The 26140-nt window shown below is 48.1% G+C and carries 22 protein-coding genes; 9 read left to right on the forward strand and 13 right to left on the reverse strand.

Features of this window, described 5'->3' with window-relative positions; all coding sequences use genetic code 11:
• Window positions 1-108: 108 nt before the first annotated feature.
• Window positions 109-1020, forward strand: coding sequence for a LysR family transcriptional regulator (locus ACRRS0_RS16500; RefSeq protein WP_432452125.1), 912 nt, complete (start codon window positions 109-111; stop codon window positions 1018-1020).
• An 85-nt stretch (window positions 1021-1105) separates the two neighbouring features.
• Here ACRRS0_RS16500 and ACRRS0_RS16505 read toward each other — a convergent pair whose 3' ends face one another.
• Complete coding sequence (locus ACRRS0_RS16505; protein WP_432452124.1) at window positions 1106-2473, reverse strand: Do family serine endopeptidase; 1368 nt, start codon at window positions 2471-2473, stop codon at window positions 1106-1108.
• 1024 nt (window positions 2474-3497) lie between these two features.
• Here ACRRS0_RS16505 and ACRRS0_RS16510 point away from each other — a divergent pair.
• Window positions 3498-4217, forward strand: coding sequence for a DUF5020 family protein (locus tag ACRRS0_RS16510; protein ID WP_432452123.1), 720 nt, complete (start codon window positions 3498-3500; stop codon window positions 4215-4217).
• Between the two features lie 75 nt (window positions 4218-4292).
• On the opposite strand, the gene cynS is transcribed toward ACRRS0_RS16510, so the two are convergent.
• The 4 genes from cynS to ACRRS0_RS16530 all read right to left on the reverse strand — a co-directional run bounded on the left by cynS (window position 4293) and on the right by ACRRS0_RS16530 (window position 8684).
• Window positions 4293-4742, reverse strand: a complete 450-nt coding sequence (gene cynS, locus ACRRS0_RS16515; protein ID WP_432452122.1) for a cyanase — start codon at window positions 4740-4742, stop codon at window positions 4293-4295.
• A 220-nt stretch (window positions 4743-4962) separates the two neighbouring features.
• On the reverse strand, window positions 4963-6696 hold the full coding sequence (locus ACRRS0_RS16520) for a protein kinase domain-containing protein (RefSeq protein ID WP_432452121.1): 1734 nt from the start codon (window positions 6694-6696) through the stop codon (window positions 4963-4965).
• Between the two features lie 17 nt (window positions 6697-6713).
• On the reverse strand, window positions 6714-7574 hold the full coding sequence (locus tag ACRRS0_RS16525) for a formate/nitrite transporter family protein (protein WP_432452120.1): 861 nt from the start codon (window positions 7572-7574) through the stop codon (window positions 6714-6716).
• A 537-nt stretch (window positions 7575-8111) separates the two neighbouring features.
• A complete protein-coding gene (locus tag ACRRS0_RS16530; RefSeq protein ID WP_432452119.1) occupies window positions 8112-8684 on the reverse strand; it encodes a phosphoribosyltransferase in 573 nt (190 codons plus the stop codon).
• 90 nt (window positions 8685-8774) lie between these two features.
• Between ACRRS0_RS16530 and ACRRS0_RS16535 the strand changes: the two genes are divergently transcribed.
• On the forward strand, window positions 8775-9380 hold the full coding sequence (locus ACRRS0_RS16535) for a phosphoribosyltransferase (protein WP_432452118.1): 606 nt from the start codon (window positions 8775-8777) through the stop codon (window positions 9378-9380).
• Window positions 9381-9544: 164 nt separating this feature from the next.
• Here the strand turns inward: ACRRS0_RS16535 and ACRRS0_RS16540 are convergent, their stop codons facing one another.
• Window positions 9545-11272, reverse strand: a complete 1728-nt coding sequence (locus ACRRS0_RS16540) for a DEAD/DEAH box helicase family protein (RefSeq protein ID WP_432452117.1) — start codon at window positions 11270-11272, stop codon at window positions 9545-9547.
• A 203-nt stretch (window positions 11273-11475) separates the two neighbouring features.
• Between ACRRS0_RS16540 and ACRRS0_RS16545 the strand changes: the two genes are divergently transcribed.
• Complete coding sequence (locus ACRRS0_RS16545) at window positions 11476-11751, forward strand: nitrogen fixation protein NifW (protein ID WP_432452116.1); 276 nt, start codon at window positions 11476-11478, stop codon at window positions 11749-11751.
• A 577-nt stretch (window positions 11752-12328) separates the two neighbouring features.
• Here ACRRS0_RS16545 and ACRRS0_RS16550 read toward each other — a convergent pair.
• The 7 genes from ACRRS0_RS16550 to ACRRS0_RS16580 all read right to left on the reverse strand — a co-directional run bounded on the left by ACRRS0_RS16550 (window position 12329) and on the right by ACRRS0_RS16580 (window position 18726).
• Window positions 12329-13507, reverse strand: coding sequence for a dienelactone hydrolase family protein (locus tag ACRRS0_RS16550; protein ID WP_432452115.1), 1179 nt, complete (start codon window positions 13505-13507; stop codon window positions 12329-12331).
• A gap of 238 nt (window positions 13508-13745) precedes the next feature.
• Window positions 13746-14957 carry a hypothetical protein gene (locus tag ACRRS0_RS16555; RefSeq protein ID WP_432452114.1) on the reverse strand — a complete coding sequence of 404 codons (1212 nt, stop codon included), beginning with the start codon at window positions 14955-14957 and terminating at the stop codon, window positions 13746-13748.
• Between the two features lie 9 nt (window positions 14958-14966).
• On the reverse strand, window positions 14967-15614 hold the full coding sequence (locus ACRRS0_RS16560; RefSeq protein ID WP_432452113.1) for a TonB family protein: 648 nt from the start codon (window positions 15612-15614) through the stop codon (window positions 14967-14969).
• Between the two features lie 2 nt (window positions 15615-15616).
• Window positions 15617-16024 (reverse strand): ExbD/TolR family protein, encoded by a 408-nt coding sequence (locus ACRRS0_RS16565; RefSeq protein WP_432452112.1) that lies wholly within the window; start codon window positions 16022-16024, stop codon window positions 15617-15619.
• A gap of 26 nt (window positions 16025-16050) precedes the next feature.
• Window positions 16051-16575 (reverse strand): MotA/TolQ/ExbB proton channel family protein, encoded by a 525-nt coding sequence (locus tag ACRRS0_RS16570; protein WP_432452111.1) that lies wholly within the window; start codon window positions 16573-16575, stop codon window positions 16051-16053.
• Complete coding sequence (locus tag ACRRS0_RS16575) at window positions 16565-17917, reverse strand: MotA/TolQ/ExbB proton channel family protein (RefSeq protein ID WP_432452110.1); 1353 nt, start codon at window positions 17915-17917, stop codon at window positions 16565-16567. The genes ACRRS0_RS16570 and ACRRS0_RS16575 overlap by 11 nt, the downstream gene beginning before the upstream one ends.
• Window positions 17917-18726 (reverse strand): DUF3450 domain-containing protein, encoded by an 810-nt coding sequence (locus ACRRS0_RS16580; protein WP_432452109.1) that lies wholly within the window; start codon window positions 18724-18726, stop codon window positions 17917-17919. The genes ACRRS0_RS16575 and ACRRS0_RS16580 overlap by 1 nt, the downstream gene beginning before the upstream one ends.
• A 296-nt stretch (window positions 18727-19022) precedes the next feature.
• On the opposite strand from ACRRS0_RS16580, the gene ACRRS0_RS16585 reads away from it, so the two are divergent.
• From ACRRS0_RS16585 to fhuB, 5 genes are read left to right on the forward strand one after another with little or no spacing between them, the layout of a single operon-like run.
• Window positions 19023-21110 (forward strand): TonB-dependent siderophore receptor, encoded by a 2088-nt coding sequence (locus ACRRS0_RS16585; RefSeq protein ID WP_432452108.1) that lies wholly within the window; start codon window positions 19023-19025, stop codon window positions 21108-21110.
• Between the two features lie 9 nt (window positions 21111-21119).
• Window positions 21120-21989 carry a siderophore ferric iron reductase gene (locus ACRRS0_RS16590; RefSeq protein ID WP_432452107.1) on the forward strand — a complete coding sequence of 290 codons (870 nt, stop codon included), beginning with the start codon at window positions 21120-21122 and terminating at the stop codon, window positions 21987-21989.
• 46 nt (window positions 21990-22035) lie between these two features.
• Window positions 22036-22824 (forward strand): ABC transporter ATP-binding protein, encoded by a 789-nt coding sequence (locus tag ACRRS0_RS16595; RefSeq protein WP_432452106.1) that lies wholly within the window; start codon window positions 22036-22038, stop codon window positions 22822-22824.
• The gene (locus ACRRS0_RS16600; protein ID WP_432452105.1) at window positions 22821-23756 is read left to right on the forward strand and encodes an iron-siderophore ABC transporter substrate-binding protein; all 936 of its coding nucleotides are present in this window, start codon (window positions 22821-22823) and stop codon (window positions 23754-23756) included. Before ACRRS0_RS16595 ends, ACRRS0_RS16600 begins: the two co-directional genes overlap by 4 nt.
• Window positions 23757-23767: 11 nt before the next feature.
• Entirely contained in the window at window positions 23768-25750 is a 1983-nt protein-coding gene (gene fhuB, locus ACRRS0_RS16605) for a Fe(3+)-hydroxamate ABC transporter permease FhuB (RefSeq protein WP_432452104.1), read from the forward strand.
• Window positions 25751-26140 lie beyond the last annotated feature (390 nt).

Consider the following 26140-nt stretch of genomic DNA (forward strand, 5'->3'; position numbering starts at 1 on the left):
AAACAGGTCGCTACCGATTAACGACTTTAAGTGTAAGCGGGTTAAACTGATTTAAAAAACGGAACTTTTTGAGCTTTAAGTTCAAAAAATTTGAATATGGAGCCAATCATGAATGATGCCATTACTCTCGAAGCCTTAAAAGCACTGGATGCCATTGATAAACAGGGGAGCTTTGCTGCTGCAGCCGCATCTTTATACAAGGTGCCCTCAGCCTTAAGTTACACCATAAAGAAACTTGAACAAGACATCGGCGTTGCTCTGTTTGATCGAAGCAAGCAACGCGCCACGCTAACCCCAGCAGGGAAACTCGCCTTACAACACGGTCGAGAACTGTTACTCGCGAGTCAACGGATGCTGGATTCGATCCAACAACTAGATTCCGGCTGGGAAAGTGAGCTCCGCATTGCTCGCGATACCGTGATCCCAAGTGCCCCCCTGTTTCAGCTGTTACAAAAATTTAGTCAACTGGAGCAGCATGTCAATATCACTCTTGGCGTGGAAGCCCTCGGCGGCGGCTGGGACGCGCTGCACAGTCGCCGTGCCGACATTGTGATTGGTGCCAATGGAGAACTCCCCAAAGGCCTGTTTAATATGCATAAAATTGGCAGCTTAATGTTCGTGTTTTGCGTCGCGCCTGAACATCCGCTAGCGCTTGTAGAAACGCCGATCAGTGCCGAACAACTGGCGCAATACCCCGCAATTGTGGTGACAGATACCTCACAGCAATTACCGGTACGCGATAGCGGTTTGTTTATCAGTAAACAGGTCATACGGGTAAATACCATGCATGCTAAAATTGTTGCCCAGCAACAAGGTTTAGGGACTGGCTTTTTACCGAAACACCTAATTAAGTCTCACTTAGACGATGGATCGTTGATAGAAAAAAACTGTCACTTGCCTCGGCCCGCACAAGATATTTATATTGCCTGGCACAAACAGCAAACGGGTAAAGCCTTTGATTGGTTTGTTCAACAACTATGTAAGCTTGATTGGAAGATTGAGTGCCCGCTTAAACCATAATGTTTAAACATATGGCAGGTTAGCTCAGCGCGTTGGGCCAGAGAAAAGCCTTGCAGAAAAGGCCAGCCGAAGCTGGCCTACTGGCTTAACGAAGTACAATAAACAACGAACCGCCACGTCGATTCACTTGCAATAGCACCGCTTTTTTATTCAGCGACAAAGCTATTTGCAAGCTGGCAATGTCTTTTACCGGCCGTTTGTTGGCGGCCACAACCACATCGTTCGGACGCAATCCACCATAGGCTGCAATCGATCCCGCGGCTACATTTGCCACCAATACGCCATTACCCTCTGGATCTTTCGCAAACTGCACGCCGTCAAGCAAATCATGCAACTTGCCTTCTGCGCTCACGGCTGACTGCGGTTTGGCAATGTTCACCTTAAGTTGTAGTTTCTCGCCATCGCGCAAAATAGTTAACTTAGTTTTATCACCAATGGCTTTCGAACCAATTTGACTGCGAAGTTGTCCGGTGGAACCAGTGCTTTTGCCATCAACGGCAATAATCACATCTCCCGCTTTAATCCCGGCCTTCTTCGCTGGAGAATCTTCTAATACACTGGTAACCAGCACTCCTTTTTGACCATTTTCTAGCTCAAAGGCCTTTCTTAAATCAGCATTAATATCTTGAATGCCGACACCAATTTGACCTCGCTTCACTTCACCATGGTCAATGATTTGCTCCATGCTCGCCTTGGCCATGTTAATCGGGATCGCAAAGCCAATCCCCACGTTACCGCCCGAAGGCGCAATAATTGCGGTATTAATGCCCACCAGCTCGCCGGCTAAGTTAACTAAGGCTCCCCCTGAGTTACCGGGGTTAATCGAAGCGTCGGTCTGAATAAAGTTTTCGTAACCTTCAATCCCCAAACCACTGCGACCCAAGGCGCTCACCACCCCAGTGGTCACCGTTTGTCCTAAACCAAAAGGATTCCCAATGGCCACCACAAAGTCACCCACTTCCAATTCACTGGAATCGGCTAATTTAACTTCGACCAAATCATCGGCTTTGATTTTTAAAATCGCAATATCTAACTCAGCATCCTGTCCCAGAACCTTCGCTTGAAAACTTCGACCATCGGCCAAAGAGACCTGTACTTCATCGGAGCCCTTAATCACATGGTAGTTGGTCATCACCAAGCCTTCATCGGCGTTAATAATCACCCCCGAGCCAGCACTTTGTTGGCGCTTTTGTGGCTGTTGCTGCGGTTGCTGTTGTTGCTCTGGAATATTAAAGAAATGCCTAAAAAACGGGTCGTTAAGTAGTGGGTTATTACGGTATTGCTGAGTTGAAAAAGTGGCGATATTAACCACTGCAGGATGAACTTTCTTAATCATCGGCGCCAATGAAGGGAATGGCTTACCTTCAGTGGTTACATTGGGAATTGCCGCGTAGGCTTGGGTGCCGCCTAGCGTGAACAACAATAAAACGAGTATAGAAATTTTACGATACATTTTTTCCTCCACACCTTTTACTTTGACTAACTTAAAATTAACGGTTGTGCCTTTTCAGGACGACATTGAAGTAATTCCACCCTTAGCTTTTATGCGCAATTAGGGGGTCTTACAAAACACCATTTTAATTCTGGCAACAATGACTTCCATTTCGGCATCATCCGCTAAAGACAAAGTGTGTTGGAAAAACCAAACAATTGTCAGCTTGATGATACTGCTGCTTTAACTTCCTTCGTTTACTCCTTCCTTATCGCCAATGAGCAGAACGCAACTACCCAAGGGATTCGCTGAACACGACTGCACAGCACTCATCGGCAAACAATGACTAACTCGATAATCAGATCCAAGATGAGACTAACCAGTCCCAGCTGATGAACCAAAGCATCGCCTTGGGCGATCTTAGATTATCGGTTCAGTCATCGCCAGCAAACTCATCGCATGCACGGCTTCGCTTGATCGTTTAAGTCTGAAACATCAATAATATTTGCAAACTTGAAGTCCATTTATCTCTCTCCAGTCGCCAAGCAATAAGCGCTAACCACCAAAGAAAAACCAACCCGAAGAACAAGCTACCCGATTTTTGAAGATGAGGTCAACAAATTATTTTTCAATAGCTTGTTGATTAAATACATTTAAAAAGTTTATTTAAATGCGCCTAAATTCCCCTAAAAAGCACCGTAGGAGAAGATTTTCGAGGCTCACAACGCGCCCATTCAACATCATTTATCGACTCAGAAGTACGTTTTTAGCGAACAATTCGCAGCACAGAGAGCGCCTTAAATTGGGGAGAAAATGTGATCTACGCATAGTTTTCGTGCAAATTTATATCACTAAATTCAACAAAACTTAGCCTAACTTTAATTTTTTGTTTCACGCAAGCACTTAATGTTAAAGAAAAAGTTAAAGGCATCTCAGTTTCTCCCTGTAATAACCTGACCACTTGGCCAATTTATTGCTAACTCTACAGACTTGACCACACAGTCAGTTTTAATTTTGGTTCGTTATTTAAGTAAAGGAATACACAATGAAAAAACAAATAGCCTTGGCAAGCATTGCCTTGTCTGGATTATTCTCAGCGACTCAGGCCTCAGCAGAAATGCAATGGAGTACCTTTAGTTTGAGTTACCTGTATGGTACTGAATATGAGTTTACCCCCAACGGTAAAATGCAGGTGATGACGGTTGAGCATGCCAGTGGCCATAGTTGGGGAGATAATTTCTTCTTCATCGATAGAACCATGCCAAAGGACGGCGATGCCAGCTTTTACGGTGAGCTCTCCCCTCGCCTAAGTTTCAACAAACTCACCGACAGCACATTTTCGCTCGGACCAATTAAAGATGTACTCTTCGCCAGCACCTGGGAAATGGGCGACGGCTTTAATAACTATTTATATGGCGTGGGAGTGGATATCACCGTGCCTGGTTTCCAATACTTTAATGTAAATGTTTATCAGGTGAACAACGACATCAGCGCCAACGATGAACAGCTCACCATCACTTGGGGGGCACCATTTAGTATTGGTTCACAAGACTTCCTGATTGATGGTTTTATGGATTGGTCTTCGGCCAGCGAAACCAACAAGTCAGAAATGAACTTAACCCCCCAAATTAAATGGAATGCAGGCAAAAACTTAGGCTTCAGCTCACCACTCTATGTCGGTATCGAATATGCGTATTGGAACAATAAATACGGAACCGATGTTGACGAACGAGTGGCTTCCCTATTGGTGAAATGGCACTTCTAGTCGGCTGGAAAGAGGGTGAGTGTTTGCTCACCCTTACTACAACTAAATCCCTGCCTGGCAACGCTCACGCATATTTTAGTAAGATTTATAGGGTAAGAATTTTCCCGACAGGATCACTTTTACCCGATCCCCCTTCTCATCTAACTCCCTACTGATATCCATTGAAAAATCGATAGCACTCATGATGCCATCACCAAATTCTTCATGGATCAGCTCCTTAATGGTCGTTCCATAGACGTTCACCACTTCATACCAGCGGTAAATCAGTGGATCGCTGGGGATCGCCGTTGGCAACGAGCCTTTATAGGGGGCAATTTGCAACCAGGCCACCGCTTCGTCGGGCAAGTCACAGCGCTCACCGATAAGCTCGGCCTGACGTTTATTTAAGGTCATTTGCCCCAGACAGGCGGCGGTGGTCCACTCCTTAGACAAGCCAATGGCCTGTGCCAGCTCGGCCCACTTGAGTCCCTTGGCAACTTTCGCCGCCATAATAAGTTGGCTTACTTGTTCTCTATTGGTAATCATTGCAGCATCCTTTCTGATTAAGTGATAAGGGTCGCTTTAAGGCGGACTCACGGGTGGACAAACCAGACGTTTTTGGATCCAGCCCCTTATTTGCGCCTGAACGAGACAAATCCCCCTTTAGCTGGTATTTGCTCCCGAACCAGCAACATGGGCTGCCGCCTTGCTGAAATCACAGCCAAACGCGCCGCAACAAGCATCCCGGCGAAACAAGCCGAGGGCTTTAACGGGTGTTTAGTTGCGTGAGTAAAAAAATCACCAGCATCGCCAACATTGCGGCGATCCCCTGCCATAGCGCTAGCGGATTACGCTCGGCCAGCGGCGCTCGGCTTTGGTTTAAAAACTGGCGGTTTGGCCGGCGTAGATCGGCCAGAAATTCGCTAATTTCTGAATAACGTTTATCTGGATTCAGCTGCAGGGCCTTGGCTAGAGCATCGTCGATCCATGCGGGGATCTCGCGGTCTTTGTCTAACACCGATTGATAATGCAAACGCTGCTGCGCGGCAGAGCTTTTCGCCCTCGCCACCTTGGTTGCGTAAGGGTAACGCCCCGACAACATATGGTAGGCAATCACCGCCAAAGAAAACTGCTCGGAACGGATGCTCCCCGGCTCACCTAAAAAATACTCCGGCGCAGCGTATAATGCGGTCCCAAGCAAACAGGAGGATTCCCCCTCACTGCTCGTTTCGGCTAAACCCGCCGCCCACACCGAGCCAAAATCAATGATCTTTAAGGTGCCGGTAGCATCAATCATGATGTTGTCGGGCTTTAGATCCTGATGCAACATATCCATACGATGAAAGGCGCGTAACCCCCTGGCAATTTGCTCCACCATGCCCCTTACCGTGCCGAGTTCGGCCTTGGGATGATCGGTGATCCATTGCGCTAAGCTTTGTCCTTCGATGTATTCAAATACACTATAAAAATATTGGCGCGGACGCGTTTGCGACGCCGCCTTCACAACATAGGCACTGTTGATCCGGCGAGCGATCCATTCTTCGCTCACAAAACGCTCCAAATAAGCGGGATCGGCACGCATCTCAATCGACGGCGTTTTTAAAATAACCTGGCTGAGCGTTTGCTCATCTATGGCCAAATACACATGGCTGCGGGGACTCGCGTGCAATTGACGGACAATTCGATACCCGTCAAATGAGCAGCCAGCACTTAAGTCGGGTGGAACAGGGCGTGAACCCAGGGTTTCCAGTAAGGGATGCGCCAAGGGCTTTGGCAGCTGTTCAACCCGAACAATTTGCAGGCTCAGGTTGTCATCACTCCCCGCTTGATAGGCCTGCTCGACAATCTGTTTTGCGGCGGCCTGTAAGTCGGTTGCATGCTGGCTAAGCGCCTGTTCAAGCACCGCGGCGGTAATAAATTCATAGACGCCATCGGTGGCCAGAATAAACACGTCAGCGGCCTGTACCCGCAGCGACTGGTAGTCGAACGGGCAGTGAGCCTCAATGCCCAGGGCACGACTTAAATGACTCTGCTGCTCAGAAACCCATAAGCGATGGTCGTGGGTGAGCTGTTCCAAGCCATGCTGATTCAAACGATATACCCGGGTATCCCCCACATGAAACACATGGGCAACATCACCTTTCACAACCAAGGCACTGCAAGTGCATACGTAGCCCTTGTCTTTGTCGTAACGGTAAGGGCTGTGTTGCGTTTGACTAAACAACCAGGCGTTGCTGGCAGCGAGTACCCGCTCGACCGAATGTTGAACCGACCAGAGTTCTGAGGTGCAATAATAGTCATCTAAAAAACTATTCACCGTGGTCTCGCTGGCAATATGACTAAGCTGGCTGGAGCTGATCCCATCGGCCATCACCACCGCCACGCCTTTGGAGGCAAGCAACGAGTCGCGAGGGATCAGGCTGCCATGGCAGTCCTGATTCAGGGGCTTGCGCCCCTTATCAGAATAGCTGCCAATGCTCACTTGCAATAGGCTGGTCATCGTGACGTCAACCTTGCTTAAGCATTCACTAAAGCGCTGGCTTTTTCCGCGGTGACACGAGGTGCCTTCGCCAGCTGACGTTTAGGTGCGGTTCTCACGTGAGTGGTATACAGAGTTAAACCGGTAAAGGCTAAGCCGCCAACCAGATTACCCAGTGCGGTTGGAATTTCATTCCAAAGGAAGTAGTCCATAATCGAGAAGTCTCCCCCCATAATTAAACCGAAGGGGAATAAAAACATGTTCACCACCGAGTGCTCAAAGCCCATATAGAAGAATAAGAAGATAGGCATCCACATCGCTATCACCTTCCCGCTCACCGAGGTAGAGATCATCGCGCCAACAACCCCCATTGAGACCATCCAGTTACATAGCATGCCGCGTACAAAAATAGTAAACCAGCCCGCAACCCCATGCTCTGCATACCCCAGAGTACGTGCTTCACCAATGCTGGCCGCCTTTGCCCCCACCGCGCCAGCTTCAACGTTAAAGCCGTAAGTAAAAATAAAGGCCATCATCACCGCCACGCTTAACGCGCCGCCAAAATTACCCAAAAACACTAAACCCCAGTTGCGGAGTAAACCCTGCACATCAACCCCGGGGCGTTTGTCGAGCAAGGCCAGCGGTACCAGTACAAATACCCCGGTGAGCAAATCAAAACCCATGAGGTAGAGCATACAAAAACCCACGGGGAACAAAATGGCCCCCAGTAAGAAGTGTCCGGTATTCACCGCGATGGTAATCGCAAAAATAGCAGCCAGCGCTAAAATAGCCCCCGCCATAAATGCACGAATCACAGTATCGCGAGTGGACATAAATACTTTAGATTCACCCGCGTCGACCATTTTGCTAACAAATTCTGCTGGAATTAAATAAGACATAACTTTCCCTTTATGACTAATTGAATAAAATTTCTGATGGCTCATAAGACCAACGACCCACCTTTACAAAGCAGTATCAAGGATCACTGCAACTGGTTGATGCGATCTTTGCTTGCGCAACATAGTCTCTATAGCAATTGCTGAGCCAAGCAGAACCAACCTCCAGCAAATTGATAACAAATCAGTAACAGTAAGCTATCGAGCAACGTTTAAGTCTAGGAATCACCAGCAACAGCCAAGATAAAGCGCACCAATATATAGCCTAAGCTATTCAATTTAATGAAAAATACTACTTTATGGGTAGTTTTCAGTGCGGCGTGTACCTCTCTCACCAACAGGCTCGTTCAAGGCAGAACTGCGGTTTAAAGACCTCTTAGTATTGCGGAAGTGTTACGGCAGTCCTCAGCAACATCCATCTGCAGGGATGCCCAAGGAACACCGATTTTGAAGATAGCTTCGAGACGAAATAAAAGCCGTTTCATCACTATCAGGTATCTGCTTGGTCAGGAAAGCAAATACCTGAGAGCTAAACAGCAGTTAAGCTTTGGGGAGGTGGGCTTTGATAATTTGATAAAGCTCGGGACGATACTCTGCGATCTCATCCGGACTTAAGCCTTCCAAGGAATGCGGATACTTCAACCACTGGCTGGTTTCATGTAAGAAGTAATCGGGCACCCGCTCGGTTTTATTGCGTTCCGGTTTAAAATAAGGCACGGCCACACGAATATCGCTGGGCGTGTTCAGCCGCGCCAAACGCGTTAATTCGCTGATAATTGCATCGATGGAACGTCCGGTATCAAACACATCATCAACAATCAATAAGCGGTCATGCTGCTGCACATGTTTCACCAGATAGTTTAGGCCAAACACCTTGACCTCTTTGGCCTGATTATCAATCGCCGCAGCATAAGAAGCGGTGCGGATGGCAATATTGTCGCTAGTGATACCGTGATAAGCCAAAAACTCCTGTACCGCAATACCAATCGGTGCCCCGCCGCGCCATACCGCAATAATAAAGCTGGGACGAAAGCCACTGCTCAGAACTTGCTCAGCCAAACGGAATGAGTCTTCTAAAAGATCTTGGCCGCTAATATAGAGTTTTTCACTCATTTCCATGTATCCTATTAAAAAGCTGACCTCAGGGTCAAAGTTGTAGTATAAAACTAGCATTAATCAGCCCGCTTATTCAAGGATACTAAGATGCCATTGAACCAGCCCACAGACCAGCTGCAAAAACATTATTTAGATGAAGATACGCTGATCCAAGACTCTTTCCGACTCGGCGTGAAGATATTTGAAAGCGGATTCCGTCCAAGCTTTATTGTCGGGCTTTGGCGTGGCGGCAGCGCAGTGGGGATTTACGTGCAAGAGTGTTTGCAAACCCTTGGTTTAGTCACCGATCACATCTCGGTACGTACCTCTTATCAGGGCCAAGCCAATTATCAGCAAATCTTAGAGCAACCAGACTCGATTCGGGTACACGGTATTCAATACCTCCTGGAAAACCTCAATGTTGATGATAGTCTGCTTATTGTCGACGATGTGTTTAGCAGCGGTCATAACGTAGTGGCGGTGATTAATCGGCTGCAAAGTAAACTAAAACGCAACATGCCAACGCAGGTCAAAGTGGCCACCCTTTGGGAGCGTCCTAAGTTTAACCAAACCCAGCTAAAACCCGACTTTTGTCTGCATCAAACCGAGCAGTGGCTGGTATTTCCCTACGAACTCACCGGACTCAGCCCCGCAGAAATCGCCGAACACAAACCCTTTGTCGCCCCGCTAATCAAAACCGAACAAACAAAATAAACGAACTGCTGCTCCTCAGCACCACTCCCAGACACAAAAAAGCGGCTCATCGGCCGCTTTATCTTTATTAAGACTCACCGCTTAGTGCTGATATTCATAAGCTCCGGTGTTAAAAGCGGCCCTACTCGGTCGTGGATCGCCATCGAGGTCCTCAGCGACAGCCACTAGTACTGCTGATTGGCTTTTCTAAAATTGCCTTGATAGTCGAAGATGCGATGCTCAATTCGCCAATAGTGTTTTTGTTGTTTGGCGATCACAAAATCGGGGGCCACCAAGTGCTGGATCGCTTGTTCGGCTTGTATGGCGCTATCAAGCGTCTGCTTTTCACCATCGACACGACGACAAAATAGCTGATTAAACTGCTGCTTGGCCTTAGCGTAACTAAAATTGAAGCTTTCGCTGAGCTCTGCGCCATCTTCATCATGATAGGTAATACGCAACTTGTCGCCAGCACAACTTGCCGAGATCCCGCTGCAACGCAAGACCTTACGATCTTTTAGTTGCAGCGCATCTTTGAGCTGCTTATCTGGGTCAATCATCTGAAAACCACAGGCGTGGCACTGACGCGCGGCGATGTCGTTTTCGGCATTGCATTGCGAACACTGTTTGTACTTATAACGATAGTTACATTGCACTAATTTTTCGGGATAATTTGGATCCTCAACTAAGCCCTGACAGCGCCTTCCATAATGCTCAATGATGTCGCCATCTTTGTCGGTAAGTCCCCAGAAAATATTAGCAAACTGGCATTGCGGACACTCAACCTGCACCAAAGTGCTATTCGGATTGGGCTTGGTTTCGCCAATTTCCGGCTGGTAGAGATCGTAATTATTGCCCGCATAATCAACGATTAGGCAGTCGCTTTTATCCGGATATAAACGTAAGCCCCGCCCGGCAATCTGCTGATACAGGCTTACCGAGGCGGTGCGCCGCAGAATCGCTATTAAATCAACATGTGGTGCATCAAAGCCAGTGGTAAGCACCGATACATTCACCAAGAACTTAAGCTGCTGCTGTTTAAATTGTTCGATCAACTGGTCACGCTGCTGATGCGGCGTTTCCGCCGTCACCACCGCCGTTTGTTCGTCGGGCAAATAGTGAGCGATTTCCCTGGCGTGATTAACCGTTGCAGCAAATACCATCACCCCGCGCCGCGATTCGGCCAGCTTGAGTAATTGCTGGCAGATGGCTTGAGTCACTCGAGGACAGCCAGACAAAAATTGATCCAGCTGGGCTTCACTGTATTGGCTGGGCAACTCGTCGAACTGATAGCGTGCCGCGGGAGCGTCAACCAACAAGGGTTGCGTTAGGTAACCTTTGTTTATCAAATGCCGCAGAGGTAATTCATAGATACACTTGTGAAAGGGGCGCGCCTGCTCGCTGCGTACATAGCCGTGATAATGCTGTTGGTAAATCCAGCCCTTGTCTAAGCGATAAGGGGTTGCGGTCAGGCCGAGTACTTTGAGCTGGGGGTTTTGCTGTTTTAAATGCTCAATAATCACTTGATATTGGCTGTCGCTATCATCACTCACCCGATGACATTCATCAATCACCAACAGCGAATAGTAGCCGCTAAACTGCCCCAGATTACGACTCAGCGATTGCACGCTGGCAAAGGTGACCGGAAACTGCGCTTGCTTTTGGCCAAGGCCCGCCGCAAAAATGCCCGACTCGAAGCCATAGGCGCTAAACTTACTCTGGTTTTGCTCGACCAACTCTTTAACATGCGCCAATACTAGGATGGGGTGTCGTGCCAAGCGCGCCAGCTCGGCGATCACGATGCTTTTTCCTGCACCGGTGGGCAATACCACAACGGCAGCCTCATCACTTTGACGAAAGTGACTCAATACAGCATCTACCGCCGCTTGTTGATAATCGCGCAGTTGTAACATGAAAGGCCCGGGTTCCTGCGATTAATAAAGATGAGCTCGATTATGCCATGTTTCAATAGGCCTCGCAGGCGTTTGCTTCCTCGGGAAAAGTGAAGCCCTTACCAAAACTTTCAGTGGATGATGCCGGTGAACGGGGCGATATCAAAAAAAGTCCCTTGAAACTTGGCTACACTGGGACTCAAAGTTTTGTATGATCAATCACCATGAGCCAAGCACAGATCCAACAAACCATCGCCAGTTTTAGCTGTATAGAGCAAGCGCTAAGCTATTTTGAGATCGACTACGATCAAATCTTTATCGAGCAATATCGGCAAGCCTTAATGAAGAATTTCATGGGGAATCTGTTACTAAGCAAACCCGAAGATTGGTTTGCTGCACGCCGCGCACTGAAAAATGCCTATTGCAAGGTGCAACGCAGCAGGCTCGATCCACACACCCGATCAGCCTGTCGTGGTTGTACTTCCTGCGAGCGACGCTAATGAAAGTGGAATTGACTCAAGGGTGCTTCAAGCAAGCTAAGCCCCCTTCACCACTACCTTAACCGCTACCTTCACCACTACTAGCAAGCAAACTGCTTATCTAGCCAATCGAAACAACGCGCTCTGGCTGCCGTGGTGGTACTTCCTGTGAGCGACGCTAATGAAAGTGGAATTGAATCAAGAGTGCTTCAAGCAAGCGAAAGCCCCCTTCACCGCTACCTTAACCACTACCTTAACAACTACCTTCACCACAACTAGCGAGCAAACTGCTTATCTAGCCAATCGAAACAACGCGCTCTGCCTGTCGTGGTGGTACTTCCTGTGAGCGACGCGAATGAAAGTGGAATTGACTGAAGGGGGCTTCAAGCAAGCTAAGCCCCCTTCACCGCTACCTTAACAACTACCTTAACAACTACCTTAACAACTACCTTCACCACAACTAGCAAGCAAACTGCTTATCTAGCCAATCGAAACAACGCGCTCTGCCTGCCGTGGTTGCACTTCCTGCGAGCGACGCGAATGAAATTGGAATTGACTCAAGGGTGCTTCAAGCAAGCGAAAGCCCCCTTCACCACAACTAGCGAGCAAACTGCTTATCTAGCCAATCAAAGGCCGCCTGCTGCATATCTTCGGTAAAGGTATGACTTTTATCGGCCCACAACTTGGTTTCTAGCTTATCGCCAGCACCATTGGCGTCCCAAACCGAATGCAGGGTATAGAAGGCCGACTTCACCGAATCCACCGGAAACAGCTTATCTTTAGCGCCCGCATAAACCAACATCGGTTTCGGCGCGCTCAGGGCGGCGATATCAGGGTAATCGAGATAACGCGCAATATAGGGATGCAACATCGAAAAAGCCGATTGCCCCTTCAGCTGATTGTTACCCGGTACCATCAAGCCCTTCATCGTCCCCATCCAGCAATCAACAATGCTGGCGGTAATCGCATCCGATAAGGCAGCCACCTGCCACGAGCGAAATGCCCCCATGGAAAAACCTATGGCCGCAACCCGCTGTTTATCCACCTGCGGCTGGCTGGCTAAAAACTCTGAAGCGCGTACATCTTCCAGCGCGATAATACCGGCGAAGGAAGCACCTAAGTTAAACAAGTTGGAGGCCAGCGCTTGTTGTGAACCGGTGACAAAGCCAGGCACCGAACGATCGCCCCAGCCTAAGGCATCGATGGACAATACCACATAGCCGCGTTTTGCCAGTTCATCCCCCGGAAAGCGCCCGGTGAAAAACTTATCGGCCCATTTTTGTGAAGAGGCTAAACGAGCCTCGTCATCCCAGGTTTGCACAAACTTTTCTTTGCCAATATCAAATTTACTGCCATGATCGTGCAGAAATAACGCGGCGGGGAATGGCCCTTCGCCCTTCGGCGTCAGCAAAAACGCCATCACCCGACTCTCGTTACTGATATTAAACACCACCTTTTGCGCAATATAAGAGCCGCGATCAACTTGGTCGATCACCATCGGTTTAAAGGGGGTGTCATCTTGATAAGGGAGGATCAACTCACGCGCTTTGGCTAAACCTTGCTCCCGCCACTGTTGGGGACTCAGTTGCTTATTTGCCCAGCTCATGGTAAATGGCATCCGCTGTTTAAGCTTCTGATAAAAAACCGGAAAACTACGCTGGGCTTGGTCAAATGCTTGCATTTGATACGTCGCGCCTTCGGCGGCTTTGGCATGCAGTAACTGAGGTGTTAGTGCCATTACAGCACTCAGTAAACTGGCAACAACGAGTGGCTTCATAAGCATCCTTAATTGATTAAAACCAAAATGAAACATCGGTTTAAAATACGATCTTTAATCAAGGATTATCGTTAGCGGAATCACAATTGTTAAATTAAGTAAAAGCAGATAAAACATACGTTTAACTGCATAGAATATAAAAAATCGTGTCTACCGTCGTTTTTAGATTCTTGAGCGGCAGCGCCAGCGAAGGAGGCAACAACTAGAGAGTATCAAACGGAGCCCCTCAAACAGGCTGCTAGCCCGCCTGTACCTGACTAATATAATTCAGCCACACTTGACTCTCGTTGCGTAACTTATCATCGGTTTCTGCTTTAGCAATCAGCTGTTGCGCTCTACTTAACTGCCCCAGATGAATATTGGCGATCCCCATCATTAACCACAAGCGTGGTTCAACTTTAGCTTGTTTATCCGCCAAATGCTGTAACACATCAAGTGCTTTATTCCACTGTTGCTGCTGCAATAACAATTGCGCATACTGACGTAAATTCGCTTCACTATCGTCAATTTTCAAAAGTTGCGCTAAGGCAGCACTCGCCTGCTTTTGCTGCTTGGCCAGCAACCAAGCTTGACTAAGCAAAGACTGATAACGCTTATTTCGCTTTAACTGCCCACGCTGCATCGCTTGCTCTAAGATCTGCGCCGCCAAATAGGCATTGCCTTGACGTATCAATAATTGGCTCAACAAAGTGTACTGGCTTGGCTTCTCAAATAATCCTTGCTGATAGGCCAAGCGTAAACTGGCCAAAGCAGCAGGCTCATCTTTATTTTGCATCAACAACGCCGCAAGTTGATACCAGTGCGACATTTTTTTCGGCTCGGCTGACAGCAGCTGCTTTTGCCATTTGATCGCCAAGCGCCATTGCGACAGCTGAGAGCGACTGACCATCGCCATCTGATACCAATTTATCGGCACCGTTGCTGATTTTTGCATACTGATGGCCCGTTCAATCGCCTCCGCCCCAGCGCGCCATTGCTGCTGCTGCAATTTTGCCTGAGCCAACAGCTGATAATGGCTAGCCGCAATTGAGCTTGGCTCGGCTTGGCTTAACCAAGTCTCCAATAGCTCAGCGCCAATCGCCCAATGTTGTAAGGCTAGATTTAATTGTGCTCTGACTAGCATCAGTTGCAACAGCTGTGCTGGCTCGAGCGTATTAGAGTCCACCGCGAGCTGATAATAATTAAGAGCCTGTTGGTAGTGATCACCGCTCAAGGCTAACTGCGCCAAATTAAGTCGAGTAATTGCCAGAGCATAGGCCCGCGCCGCAAGTGGTTTGAGTGTCTGCTCAAGCTTCACTAACACCCGCTTCGCCTGCTGAGGCTGCTGTTGCTCAATCAAACTCAAGGCGCTATTAATTTGCTTATACTCATATTGATTGAGCTGATTAGTCTTGGCAAATCCCGCAGCACTCACGCAAAGTAAAGCCAGCAGTATCATATGCTTTAACATAAACATTCCTTAATCACCGCGAGTAAATTCGAAAGTTTGTAAGGCTCTAAAAGAAACCGCCTTACCATTCTCGGTTTTAACCTGAAAACGCCAACGCATTAAAGCCTGCTTAACCGACGCTTCAAACACCCCTTTGGGATCCGATTTCACCACCTTAATACTGCCAATCGCGACCTCACCATTTTCTTTTACCGTGAAGTGCACCGTGACTTTACCTTCAATCTTGCGTCGCTCCGCTGAACGGGGATAAATTGGCGATACCCGAGACAAAGCCATCGGATTGCGATCAATCGTCACCGCAACCGGAGCCGGTGGGCCTATATGAATTAGATTACTCACCGAACTAATCGCGACTTGCGTACTACTGATGCTCGGTAAATTTAAATCGATTTTAGGCTGTGGCGCTTGGCTTAAAGTTTGCGAGGGCATTGGTGGCAGTTCTGGGACAGCCTCGAGCTCTGGCTCTGGTGGTTTTTGTCGCTCTCGTAAGCGATGTTCTACATCGCTATCTTGTTTTACAGCCAAAAAACTTAAGTGCGGCGCTTCGCTGCGTTCAAACTTCGCCGTTTGACCGATGCCAGCAAGATGCGCTAAGGCCCAGAAAAAACTCGAGGCAAACAAAATACCCAGAGGCGAAAATGCCAGCAAGCGCAACATAACTAACCACCCATCCGGGTTGCCACCGAGTACGGCAAGTTTGCTAAGCGCAATTGATCCAGCAGTTTCACTAAATCACCAGTGCTGGCCTTCTCGTCAGCTTGCACCACGACCGCTAAATCGGCTTGCTCAGACTTTAAACGCTCCAAAGTTGGACGTAACATACGAATGTCTATCGCCTGACCATCCAACCAAATTTCGGCCTTAGCACTTAAGGCAACCATCACCGCCCCTTGGCTTTGCTCGGTACTGGTTTGCGACTGGGGTCGATTCACTTCAATACCGGCTTCACGCACAAACGAAGTGGAGACGATGAAAAATATCAACATGATGAACACGATATCCAGCATCGGCGTCATATCGATCTGCGCTTCATCCTCTTGCTGGAATAAAAACTTAGTTTGTCTCATTGTCTACTCTACTATTTAATCTTTGATTATCCATGTTGAGTCCCTAGTGAGGCCGCGCTCGCCTGAATGCTGGCCCGTTGACGAATGGTCCAACGTGCCAAGTGCGTATGGAAAATCAACCCAAAAACCGCGATAGCCATACCTGCCATAGTGGGTAAGGTGGCTTTGGCAATGCCTGCTGCCATTAAACGAGCATTGCCTGTTCCGTTAAGCGCTAAACTATCAAAAACCTGTACCATACCGGTGACCGTGCCCAGCAAGCCTACTAAAGGGCACAGTGAAATCAATAACTTAATAAATGATAAATGCTGTTTAAGCTGTAGATCTAAATCGCAATATTCACTTTGCCAGCGATACAGTTCTCGTTGCGAGGCACCGTTCTGATTAAATTGTTGCCGCAACACTGGAAAACTAAACCAACGAAACCAATAACGCTCCAAAATAAGCGTCATCAACAAAGCAGCTAAAGCCAAAATAAGGCTCAGCACCCAACCACCGGAATGAAGAAACTGCAGCAGCAAGGCTGTAAAGCGACTCCAATCAAGCAGCATGTTTGCTCCTTACTTGCTGAGCTTCACGTCGATCAGCCAATAAAGCGGTACTTTTTTGCTGTAATATCTGAATCACTCGGCGAGAACGGCTACTCAACAAGTTATGGCTAAACAACAGTGGAATGGCCACAATCAAGCCCAGTACCGTGGTAATCAGAGCCTGAGAAATCCCTCCTGCCATTAATTTCGGATCGCTGGTACCAAACAGCGTAATACTCTGGAAAGTGCCGATCATTCCGGTCACGGTGCCCAGCAGCCCCAATAAAGGCGCAACTGCCGCAAACAACTTAATCAGACTTTGACCTCGCTCTAAGCCAGGAACTTCCTCTAAAATAGACTCTTCAACTCTTAAGGCTAAATCGTCCACTGCTAATTCACTTTGCTGGGCTTTATTCAATACTCGCCCTAAAGGGTTATTATCGAATAGTTGGCCTGAACTGTTTTTTAACTGGCGCTTCACCTTCATCTCGGTGATGCTTAACAGCAACATCCGCCACAGGGCCATCACCAAACCAATCAGTCCCAAGGCCAAAATGATATAGCCCACATAGCCACCTTGTTTAATTCGCTGCTCTAAGCTGGGCACTTGGCCGAGTAAGGCCAATAATTGGCCACGGGTAGGATCGATCACTAAATTGGCTTGCTTGCCCTCTATATAGGCTTTCGCCTGATTCACCGCCGCGCCGTCTGGCTGACGACTCAACACCAATAATTGATCCAGCTTGTTTTGCCAGCTCAAATAATGCCCTTGTTGGTCAAGCAACTGAAAATTACCAATGCGCAACACTTGGGTACTGCGAGTTTGCCCGGAAGGCTCCACCACATCCCGCTCAAATAAAACGATTTTTCCAGACTCATTTAACTCATCATATAAGCTAACCCACAAAGTCTTAAATTCATCGATACTCGGAATTCGTTGTGCCGAAGCAAAATCTAGCTGTTTGCTGCGTCCCGGAAACTGCGCACTAACCAAAGAATCCTGCAACTGCCCTTGCGCCTCACTGGCTTGTTGCTTCACGACACCAAACACTTCGCCGAGCTGGCCACTTCGCTGAGTCAACAATTGCTGTATTTCAGTTAAATGCTGTTCGTTTTGGTCAAAGGCTTGTTTTAATTCTAGTTGCCGAGCATTCGCCGCGGCCAAACGTTGCTGGCTTTGTGCCAATAGCGCCTTTTGACTATCTAGGTGTTGTTTAAATTCGGCTAAACGCTGCTGATTGACTTGGCCATCATGCTGAAGAATGTCTGTCGCGAGCGATGCTAAACGATGACTAGGCTCGGCGGCTGATAGCGGTGTTGAAAAACTGAATAAGGTAAATAGTAAGATCGACAAAATGCGCATTACAGCCCCCGCTCGATCGGATTAAGTGGCAGCGTTAATAGCTCGGGAATACTCTGTTGCCAAGCGATTTGAATCGCCGAGCGTAAGTCCAAATTGTGTTGTTTAGGTAAACTCACCCAAGCTTGTTGCTGAGGATCCCATAAACCGCTAATCTGGCTATCTAAACTTTGAAAATACAAGGCGGTGCGACCCAAGCGGAAAAAGTCGACTTGCAGTTCGTCCCCATCGTGGGTAGGCAATGTTTTAAAAGACTTTAATTCAGCGCTGGTTAACTTACCTTGGTAAGCCTCAATGGTACGTCCATATTCTATTTCAATTTGGTAGGCTTCTAATACTTGACGGTATTTCTCGGCCAAACTCACATCAGCTCGCACTAAATTATTTTGCAGTTTAGCTAAACGTTGCTGACGTTCCTGCGGCAAAAAAGGCAAATCTTGCGCCACAAAATGGGCTAAACCCTCAAGCATATCAGCCAACAAGGGTAAGGCCGCTTGCTGAGTCGCCTCTAAAGAGCCAAGCTGACTTTGTAAATCATCCAGCTCTTGCTGTTGAGAAGCCACCATCAAGCTCAACTGTTTGTTATAAGCCTCTACTAAATCGGCTTGTTGCTGATTTTGCTGATAATCTAAAAAGGCTTGTTGTGCCCGCTCATCTAAACCATCAAGCTTCAACTGAGTCTGCTGATTTTTCCGATGACTTTGCTCAGTTGTTTTAAGACTGGCATCAATTTCACTCGCCTGTACCACATGAGCCAAGCACATTCCGGCGAGTAAACATGACCAGCTCAACCGGCCCTTTAATATCTTCATTTTTTTACCACTGATAAACATTCTTTCACAAGATGAATAATGAGGATCCCAACAACCCAGAGATTGCATGTCGATGAAATAACAACACTAATGCTTAGTGCTGGCAGCGACATTTATCATCAAAATTCGCCACCAACAAAAAGTTTACAAGTTCAGCCTGTCGCAACATTTCACCAACAAGCAACCACAACCATTAACGCAAATAAGAATTGTTCTTATTTGTGTTTGATAATATCATACCGTTTATTGAAAGGAAGTGAAACTCACTGAATTAACTTAATGCAGGAAAATTAAGGATGAACCGTACTTACATATCGGTGTTGCTAGCAGCCGTACTTAGCCAAAATGTCAACGCTGAACAAACCACTGCCAATCACGAGCAATTAGAGGTTGGTGATAAGCTCACCGTCGTCGCTGAAAAAGGAATTGCTAACTCAACCACAACTGGCAGCAAAATGGATATTCCGATCAAAGAACTACCATTTTCCGTTGCAGTGATTGACCAACAATTTATGCGAGATACCGGCGTTAAAAACCTACAGGACGCATTACTTTATACTTCCGGTGTCTATAGTAGTGCCTTTGGTTTAGATTCACGTGGTGACTGGAGTCTGGTCCGTGGTGTCGCCCCCACCCAGTATGTGGACGGCATGAAATCACTGTTTGGCTACTATAACAACATTCGCCCCGACACCTTCTCTATGGAACGAATTGAAGTTCTCAAAGGCCCCTCATCGGTATTATTTGGTCAAGGCTCTACTGGGGGCATTGTGAATCTGGTGTCAAAATTGCCACAACAGCAGGCCAGTCATCAACTATTGGCCCAAGGCGGTTCCCATAATCGACGCCAAATTGCAATTGACTCGACCGGACCAATTGCTAACAGCAACCTACTCTACCGAATGGTCGCTTTAGCGCGCGAAGGTGATACCCAAGTTAATCATACCGAAGACAATCGCTACCTGATTAATCCTTCCTTAACCTGGATGATGGGTGACGCAACCAATTTAACCCTATTGGCCAACTATCAACGCGACGAATCGGGCACAGTACTTCAATTTTTACCTACCGAAGGTACACTGTTCGCGGGACCGAATGGCCAGTATATCGACAAAAGCACCTTTTTAAGTGAGCCCGGCTGGGATAGTTATGACACCGAACAACTATCGCTAACGGCCTTATTTGACCATCGTTTTAATCAGATCTGGTCATTGCAAGCCAATATGCGCTACACCGATAGTGAATCCGATTACCGCTCCATGTGGTCTTATGCGCCGAGTACCAGTAGTGATGGCGCTCCGATTATGTATAACCCCGATGGCACGATCAACCGTGCGGCGTACCATAAGCAAGGAAATAGCAAAGTGCTCACCAGCGATGTGCGCGCCTTGGCTAATTTTTCTTTGGGTGCGACAGAACATGCGCTATTAATCGGCGTAGACGGCCAGCAGGCAAAAACACGTGACGATGTCTGGTTTGGCAGCGGTGGTACCATCGACCCTTATAATCCGGTTTATGGCAACATTCCCAGCGGCTATACCATTACACCTGGGGCAGAAGTGACGGCCTCGCAACTTGGTATTTATCTGAATGACCAAGTCAATATTGCTCAAGTGTCGGTGAATGCTGGTTTACGCTACGACACCACCAAAACCAAAACCGAAGGTAGTATCGCCAATACTAGCGAAGATGCGGTGACCGGACGCTTCGGTGGAATGTACCACTTTGATAACGGACTCTCTCCTTACCTAAGCTACTCGCAATCATTCGAGCCTCAGCAAGCTGTCTCGGATATGAATAACGGTAAACTGATCTACCTCGATCCGCTACGTGGCGAGCAATATGAAACGGGCATAAAATATCAACCCACTGGTTCAGACCTACTTGCAACCGTTTCTTTGTATGACATTACCCAGAAAAATCGAGTTCAAACCAATCCCAATGGTGGTGTTCGGCCACTGGCTGATGTCAGTATTCAAGGCGCTGAGTTCGAAGTTCATAAAAAATGGTTACAAGTTGATTTAATTGCCACCTATACCGAACAAAGAACTGAAGATGAAGAAACCGGTTACCGGATCGCCTATGTGCCCGATAGACTCGCTTCGGTATGGGCGAATTATCAATTCAAAAGCTCGCTTGAAGGTTTACGAGTCGGTTTAGGAAGCCGTTATGTAGGAGATACCACCGATGGCACTGATCTGTACACTGTACCATCAGTGACTCTATTTGACGCCATGGCCGCTTACCAAACCGGTCACTGGGATCTGAGCTTAAACGCGAAAAACTTATTCAATAAGACTTACGTGGCATATGCGTCTACCTCTGGAACCACTGGTTATGGTGAAGGTTTATACGTCACCGCCGATGTTCGATACAATTTTTAGGACTCAACCATGGCCTCCGTGCATTTTCGCCGCAGGCCAATTGAGCCAATATTGCTCATGACATCGTCTAACTTGGATAGCATCAGCCAATACCTGCTCGCCGCTTTTCAAAGCAGCAAGCCTTTGGCTGAACTGGCGCGACATTTAAGCCCCAGCTTAATTGAATTACACACTCACCAGCTTAACTCGCAGCCGTTGATTGATGCCCAATCCCCACAAATAAGTGAGGTAGTTTGCCAATTGTATCGCAGCTGGCAACATCAACATCCCGAAGCTGGCGAAGTGTATTGGCTCATCCAAAGTTGGAGGATGCTCATTTGGCAACCCATTACACTAACATTGATTGCGGTATATGCCCGCCAAACCAGTTTAGACCTGAGCCAATTCAAGCAAAGACTTAACTTAGAGAGTGGCATTGTGAGTGGCTATCTGGATCTGCAACTTAGCTCCCCCACAGCGGCTGATGATCAGCAATGGGTATTAAATCAAAGCTGTCGCCAATTAAGCCAATTATTACAAGACTACCGCTCAGCCTTAGGACAACAGGGTAGACTGAGCGAAGCCGTCGCCATGCGTCTCGTCAAAGATCAAATCGCTAATCTGATGCTCAAGTTAGCTGCAGCATTCCCGCAACTCAACAGTGTGGCACTCAGCCATTTATTAAGTCCCTGGAGTGAACAACTTCAACTCGGGCCCAAATCACCATTTTTTGATTTTGAGTTAAACCCAGAACGCAGTACCGTTCTGGCCAAACCTTCAGCCTGTTGCCAGCACTATCGGCGAGCCGATGGTGATTACTGCCTCAACTGTCCGAAGCTGCAACGCGCCGAGTTAGCACAGCGCTTAGCGGCACATAAACAATCCTTGCAAACATGTTAAACCCCAGCGCGGCATGTTCAGTAAGCCATAAAAAAGTAAACCTCCGATGTTAGAGCTACACCACGTCATCGTACGTCATCAACAAAACACCGTGTTAAATATTCCAGAGTTGCGCATTGCTGCGCAGCAAATCACCGTCATTCTGGGCCACAATGGTTCCGGAAAGTCGACCTTAATGAAGCTATTAGCGCGCCAACAAAACCCAACTCAAGGACGTATTTGTTTAAATCAACATTCCTTGGAGAGGCTTTCCCAGCGCCAATTGGCTCAGCAGCTGGCCTATCTGCCACAACGACTTCCAGATGTTGCGGGATTAACGGTGACCGAATTAGTCCGTTTAGGCCGTTTCCCCTGGCGTGGAACTTTAGGCCGCTGGAAATCCAGTGACCATTTAGCAGTCCAGCAAGCCCTACGGCAAACCAATGTCAGCCACTACGGTGAGCAGCTAGCCGATCAACTTTCAGGGGGGGAACGTCAGCGCGCCTGGATTGCCATGTTACTTGCCCAGCAGGCCCCGATGCTGCTGCTTGATGAACCGACATCCGCCTTAGACCTTAGTCATCAATACGACTTAATGCAATTACTGCGTCAGCTCAACCAACAGCAGCAGCGCGGTATTGTTGTGATCTTGCACGATGTCAATCTGGCCTGTCGCTTTGCCGATCGCATTCTGGCTTTAAAACAGGGGCAAATCTGTTTTGATGGCTCACCTCAACAATTACTGACACCTGCGAACCTGCGAAAAATTTATGGCTTGGATTTTGATTTAATCAAACAAGCCCAGCAAAACCTCCCCGTGGCCGCGGTCGCTTATCCCGAAGAGGAACAATTATGATTCAAACTCATTGTCGCCGAACTCCATTCATCATAAAAACCGTTTTATTGATGCTAGTGCTTCAATCAAGCCTGGCACTGGCTTTAACCATCAACGATGACATCAAGTCGCATCACTTTGCTAAGGTGCCGCAACGCATTGTTGCACTCAACTGGTCCATGGCAGAAAACGTGTTGGAATTAGGTCTTGTCCCGGTGGGTATTGCCGATATTGCCGGTTACCAAACCTGGGTCGTCAAACCAGCCATTCCGGCAGGCGTCACCGATGTGGGGACTCGCATGGAGCCGAATCTCGAGTTAATCGAAGAACTCAAACCAGATGTCATCTTACTGAGTAGCTCACAGGCCGATCTACTGCCGCGTTTAGAAAAAATTGCACCAACGCTGTTTTTTGATTCGTTTAACGCCAGCCAGGATAACTATCAAAAGTCCAAAAAAATCTTTATGCAATTGGCCGAGTTATTTGATAAACAAACGGTCGCCGCACAAAAGCTCACCGCCTTAGAGAAGCAATTTGTAGATTTAAAACAACAAATATCCCAACATTTTTCGGGGCATATCCCCAAAGTAACCACCATTCGATTCAACAATGCCTCAACGATTATCGTCTATGGAGATAATTCACTTTCCCAAGCCGCAGCCGAGCAATTAGGGATCGCCCCCGCGCTCCCTTTAGGCCCCTCTAAATGGGGGATCGCCCAGAAGAAACTAAGCGATTTAGCTCAAATTGAAGAGGGCATCGTGGTCAACATTAAACCCTTTGATCAAGAAAAACAGTTGCAAGCCTCACCGCTATGGCAAGCTCTGCCGTTTGTCCGCAAAGGCCACTACACCACCATGGAAGCTATCTGGAGTTATGGTGGCGTAAACTCGGTTGGCTACTTCGCTCAGGCCCTTACCGACAGTTTATTAAACATCAACAGTCCCGAGTAAACCCAACACCGATGAGCATATTATCCAGATACAGCCTTAGTGGCGGCATATTCATCGTCGCTACCCTCGGCTATTTACAAATAGGCGAGGCACCCAGCCTCTTCCGTCAGCTGAGCCTGATTCACCACTGGCAGAGCCAGCAATTTTCCGAGGTGATGTTTTTGTATGCCAGCCTGCCAAGACTCAGCTTAGCGATTATTGTGGGCGGCGTATTGGGTTTGGTCGGTAGCCTTTTGCAGCAGTTAACACAAAACTATTTATTATCGCCGATGACCTTAGGCGCGTCTTCTGGCGCGTGGTTAGGCTTGGTCTGTTTAAGTGTCTTTTTACCCAGTCTAGTCCCCCTTTATGGGCACTGGTTTGCCATGGGAGGCGCCATACTCAGCACTGCACTGGTCATTTTTATTGCGGGTCGTCAGGGTTTGGGGGGCTTACCGGTGATTTTATCGGGTTTGGCCATCAATCTACTGTTAGGTGCCATCGCGACGGCTATCGTGATGACACATGATCAATATGCTAAAAACCTGTTTATTTGGGGTGCTGGTGATCTCACTCAAAGCGACTGGAGTTGGGTGACTTGGTTACTACCAAAGTTGTGGCCCATGCCCCTGTTGTTATATTTTGCCCCTCGCCCACTCAGCCTATTACGTTTAGGTGAACAGGCGGCCGGGGCTCGTGGTTTAAGCCTCATTCCCACCATGGTCACGCTGATTGGCTTCGCCATTTGGATGCTCTCCTGCGCGATTACCGCTGTGGGATTAATCGCTTTTATTGGTCTGCTGGCACCCAATATCGTGCGTAGTTTAGGTGCCAGAACAGCCCGTGACCAATTATGCTTTAGTGTCTTAATTGGCGCTTTATTGCTGCTAATAACCGATATGATTGCCCTGATTGCCAGCGGCTACACAACCAATATGATCCCAAGTGGCACCGCGGCGGCTTTAATTGGGGCCCCAGCACTGATTTGGTTTAGCCGTGGCAAACTAGGCGCGAAAGACCAGCAAAGTCTAAGCCTGCCAAAAGGCGCCGTCAGCTTACACAAGCATCTGCCCCTAGCTTTAATCTGCCTATTGTTAAGCATATTATTTGTCGCCTTATTTGTTGCACCTTCATTGCATGGCTGGCAGTTATCCATCAGTAATTTACACACCTGGCAGCTACGCTGGCCACGAGTATTTGCCGCCGTGGCGGGCGGTGCAGCGATGGCCATGGCCGGGGTAATCTTACAGCGACTGATCCGCAACCCCTTGGCCAGCCCCGACATTTTAGGGATGTCGGCTGGTGCTACATTTGCCTTGGTCATCACCACTATCTTCACCGGTGCGTCAATTTTTGAGGTGGGAAGTTTAGTCGCATTTATTGGCAGTAGTGCGGTCCTCGCCCTACTGCTGCTACTGGGTAGAAAACATCAGTTCTCACCCGCAATGATGGTATTAATTGGCATTGCTTTAGCGGCGCTCATCGACGCCCTCATCGCCTTTGTTTTGGCCAAAGGCAGTGATGAGGTTTATAGCATCCTGGGCTGGTTATCCGGAACCACCTATCGCGTGGCTCCCTCACAGGTCATCTTGCTGCTCGTCTCGGTGACGCTGTTAGGGCTGCTCAGCCTGTCACTGAGTCGCTGGTTAACTCTGATTTCGGCGGGAGATGACATCGCTAAGGCGAGAGGCCTGAATATAAGCCAGGCTCGGCTGATATTACTCATCATCGTGGCGCTATTATGCGCACTAGTAACCGCCGTGATTGGCCCCTTAGCCTTTGTGGGTTTATTAGCTCCGCATATGGCGGTGATGCTTGGCGCCAAGAAAGCTGCGCCGCAGTTACTACTGGCATGCATCATTGGCGCATTATTAATGTTGGTATCCGATTGGTTAGGTCGAGTCTTGCTCTATCCGGTACAGATGCCAGCGGGCACCATTGCCTCTATATTAGGTGGCAGTTACTTGATCCTGTTACTGAGCAGAAGCGGTCACCCGCCAAACCAAAGCCAGTAGAAGATACATCTTAAACCGCTTCGCGCCCACGCGCTGGCGATCCCAAACACCAAAGGCTGCGCCATCTGGCCAGCCGAAAGGGCGCAGTAAATTGCTTTCGCCAGCAACAAGCCCGTGCTGGCAGAGCGCTCAAAGGATTGAGCCCCCCAGTTCGTGATCGTTGCACGGCAACTGCGAGGCAATTAGCGCAGTTAAATTGAGCGACTTATCAAGTCTGCTATCATTCAAAAGCTTACCGTCTTGTTTGGTTTTTTTGAAGCCCGAATTGAGGACATGATTCTGCCGCAATTAAGTACCGCCAGCCTGACGATTTGGAGCGCAAAAGCCTCATCTGTAATAAACCTTCATCCCACAAGCGCCGCTCTCTCGGTGAGCAGTGGATGAATTGAT

Source organism: Agarivorans sp. QJM3NY_29, from assembly GCF_050870835.2.
In the GTDB taxonomy this organism is placed as follows: Bacteria; Pseudomonadota; Gammaproteobacteria; order Enterobacterales; family Celerinatantimonadaceae; genus Agarivorans.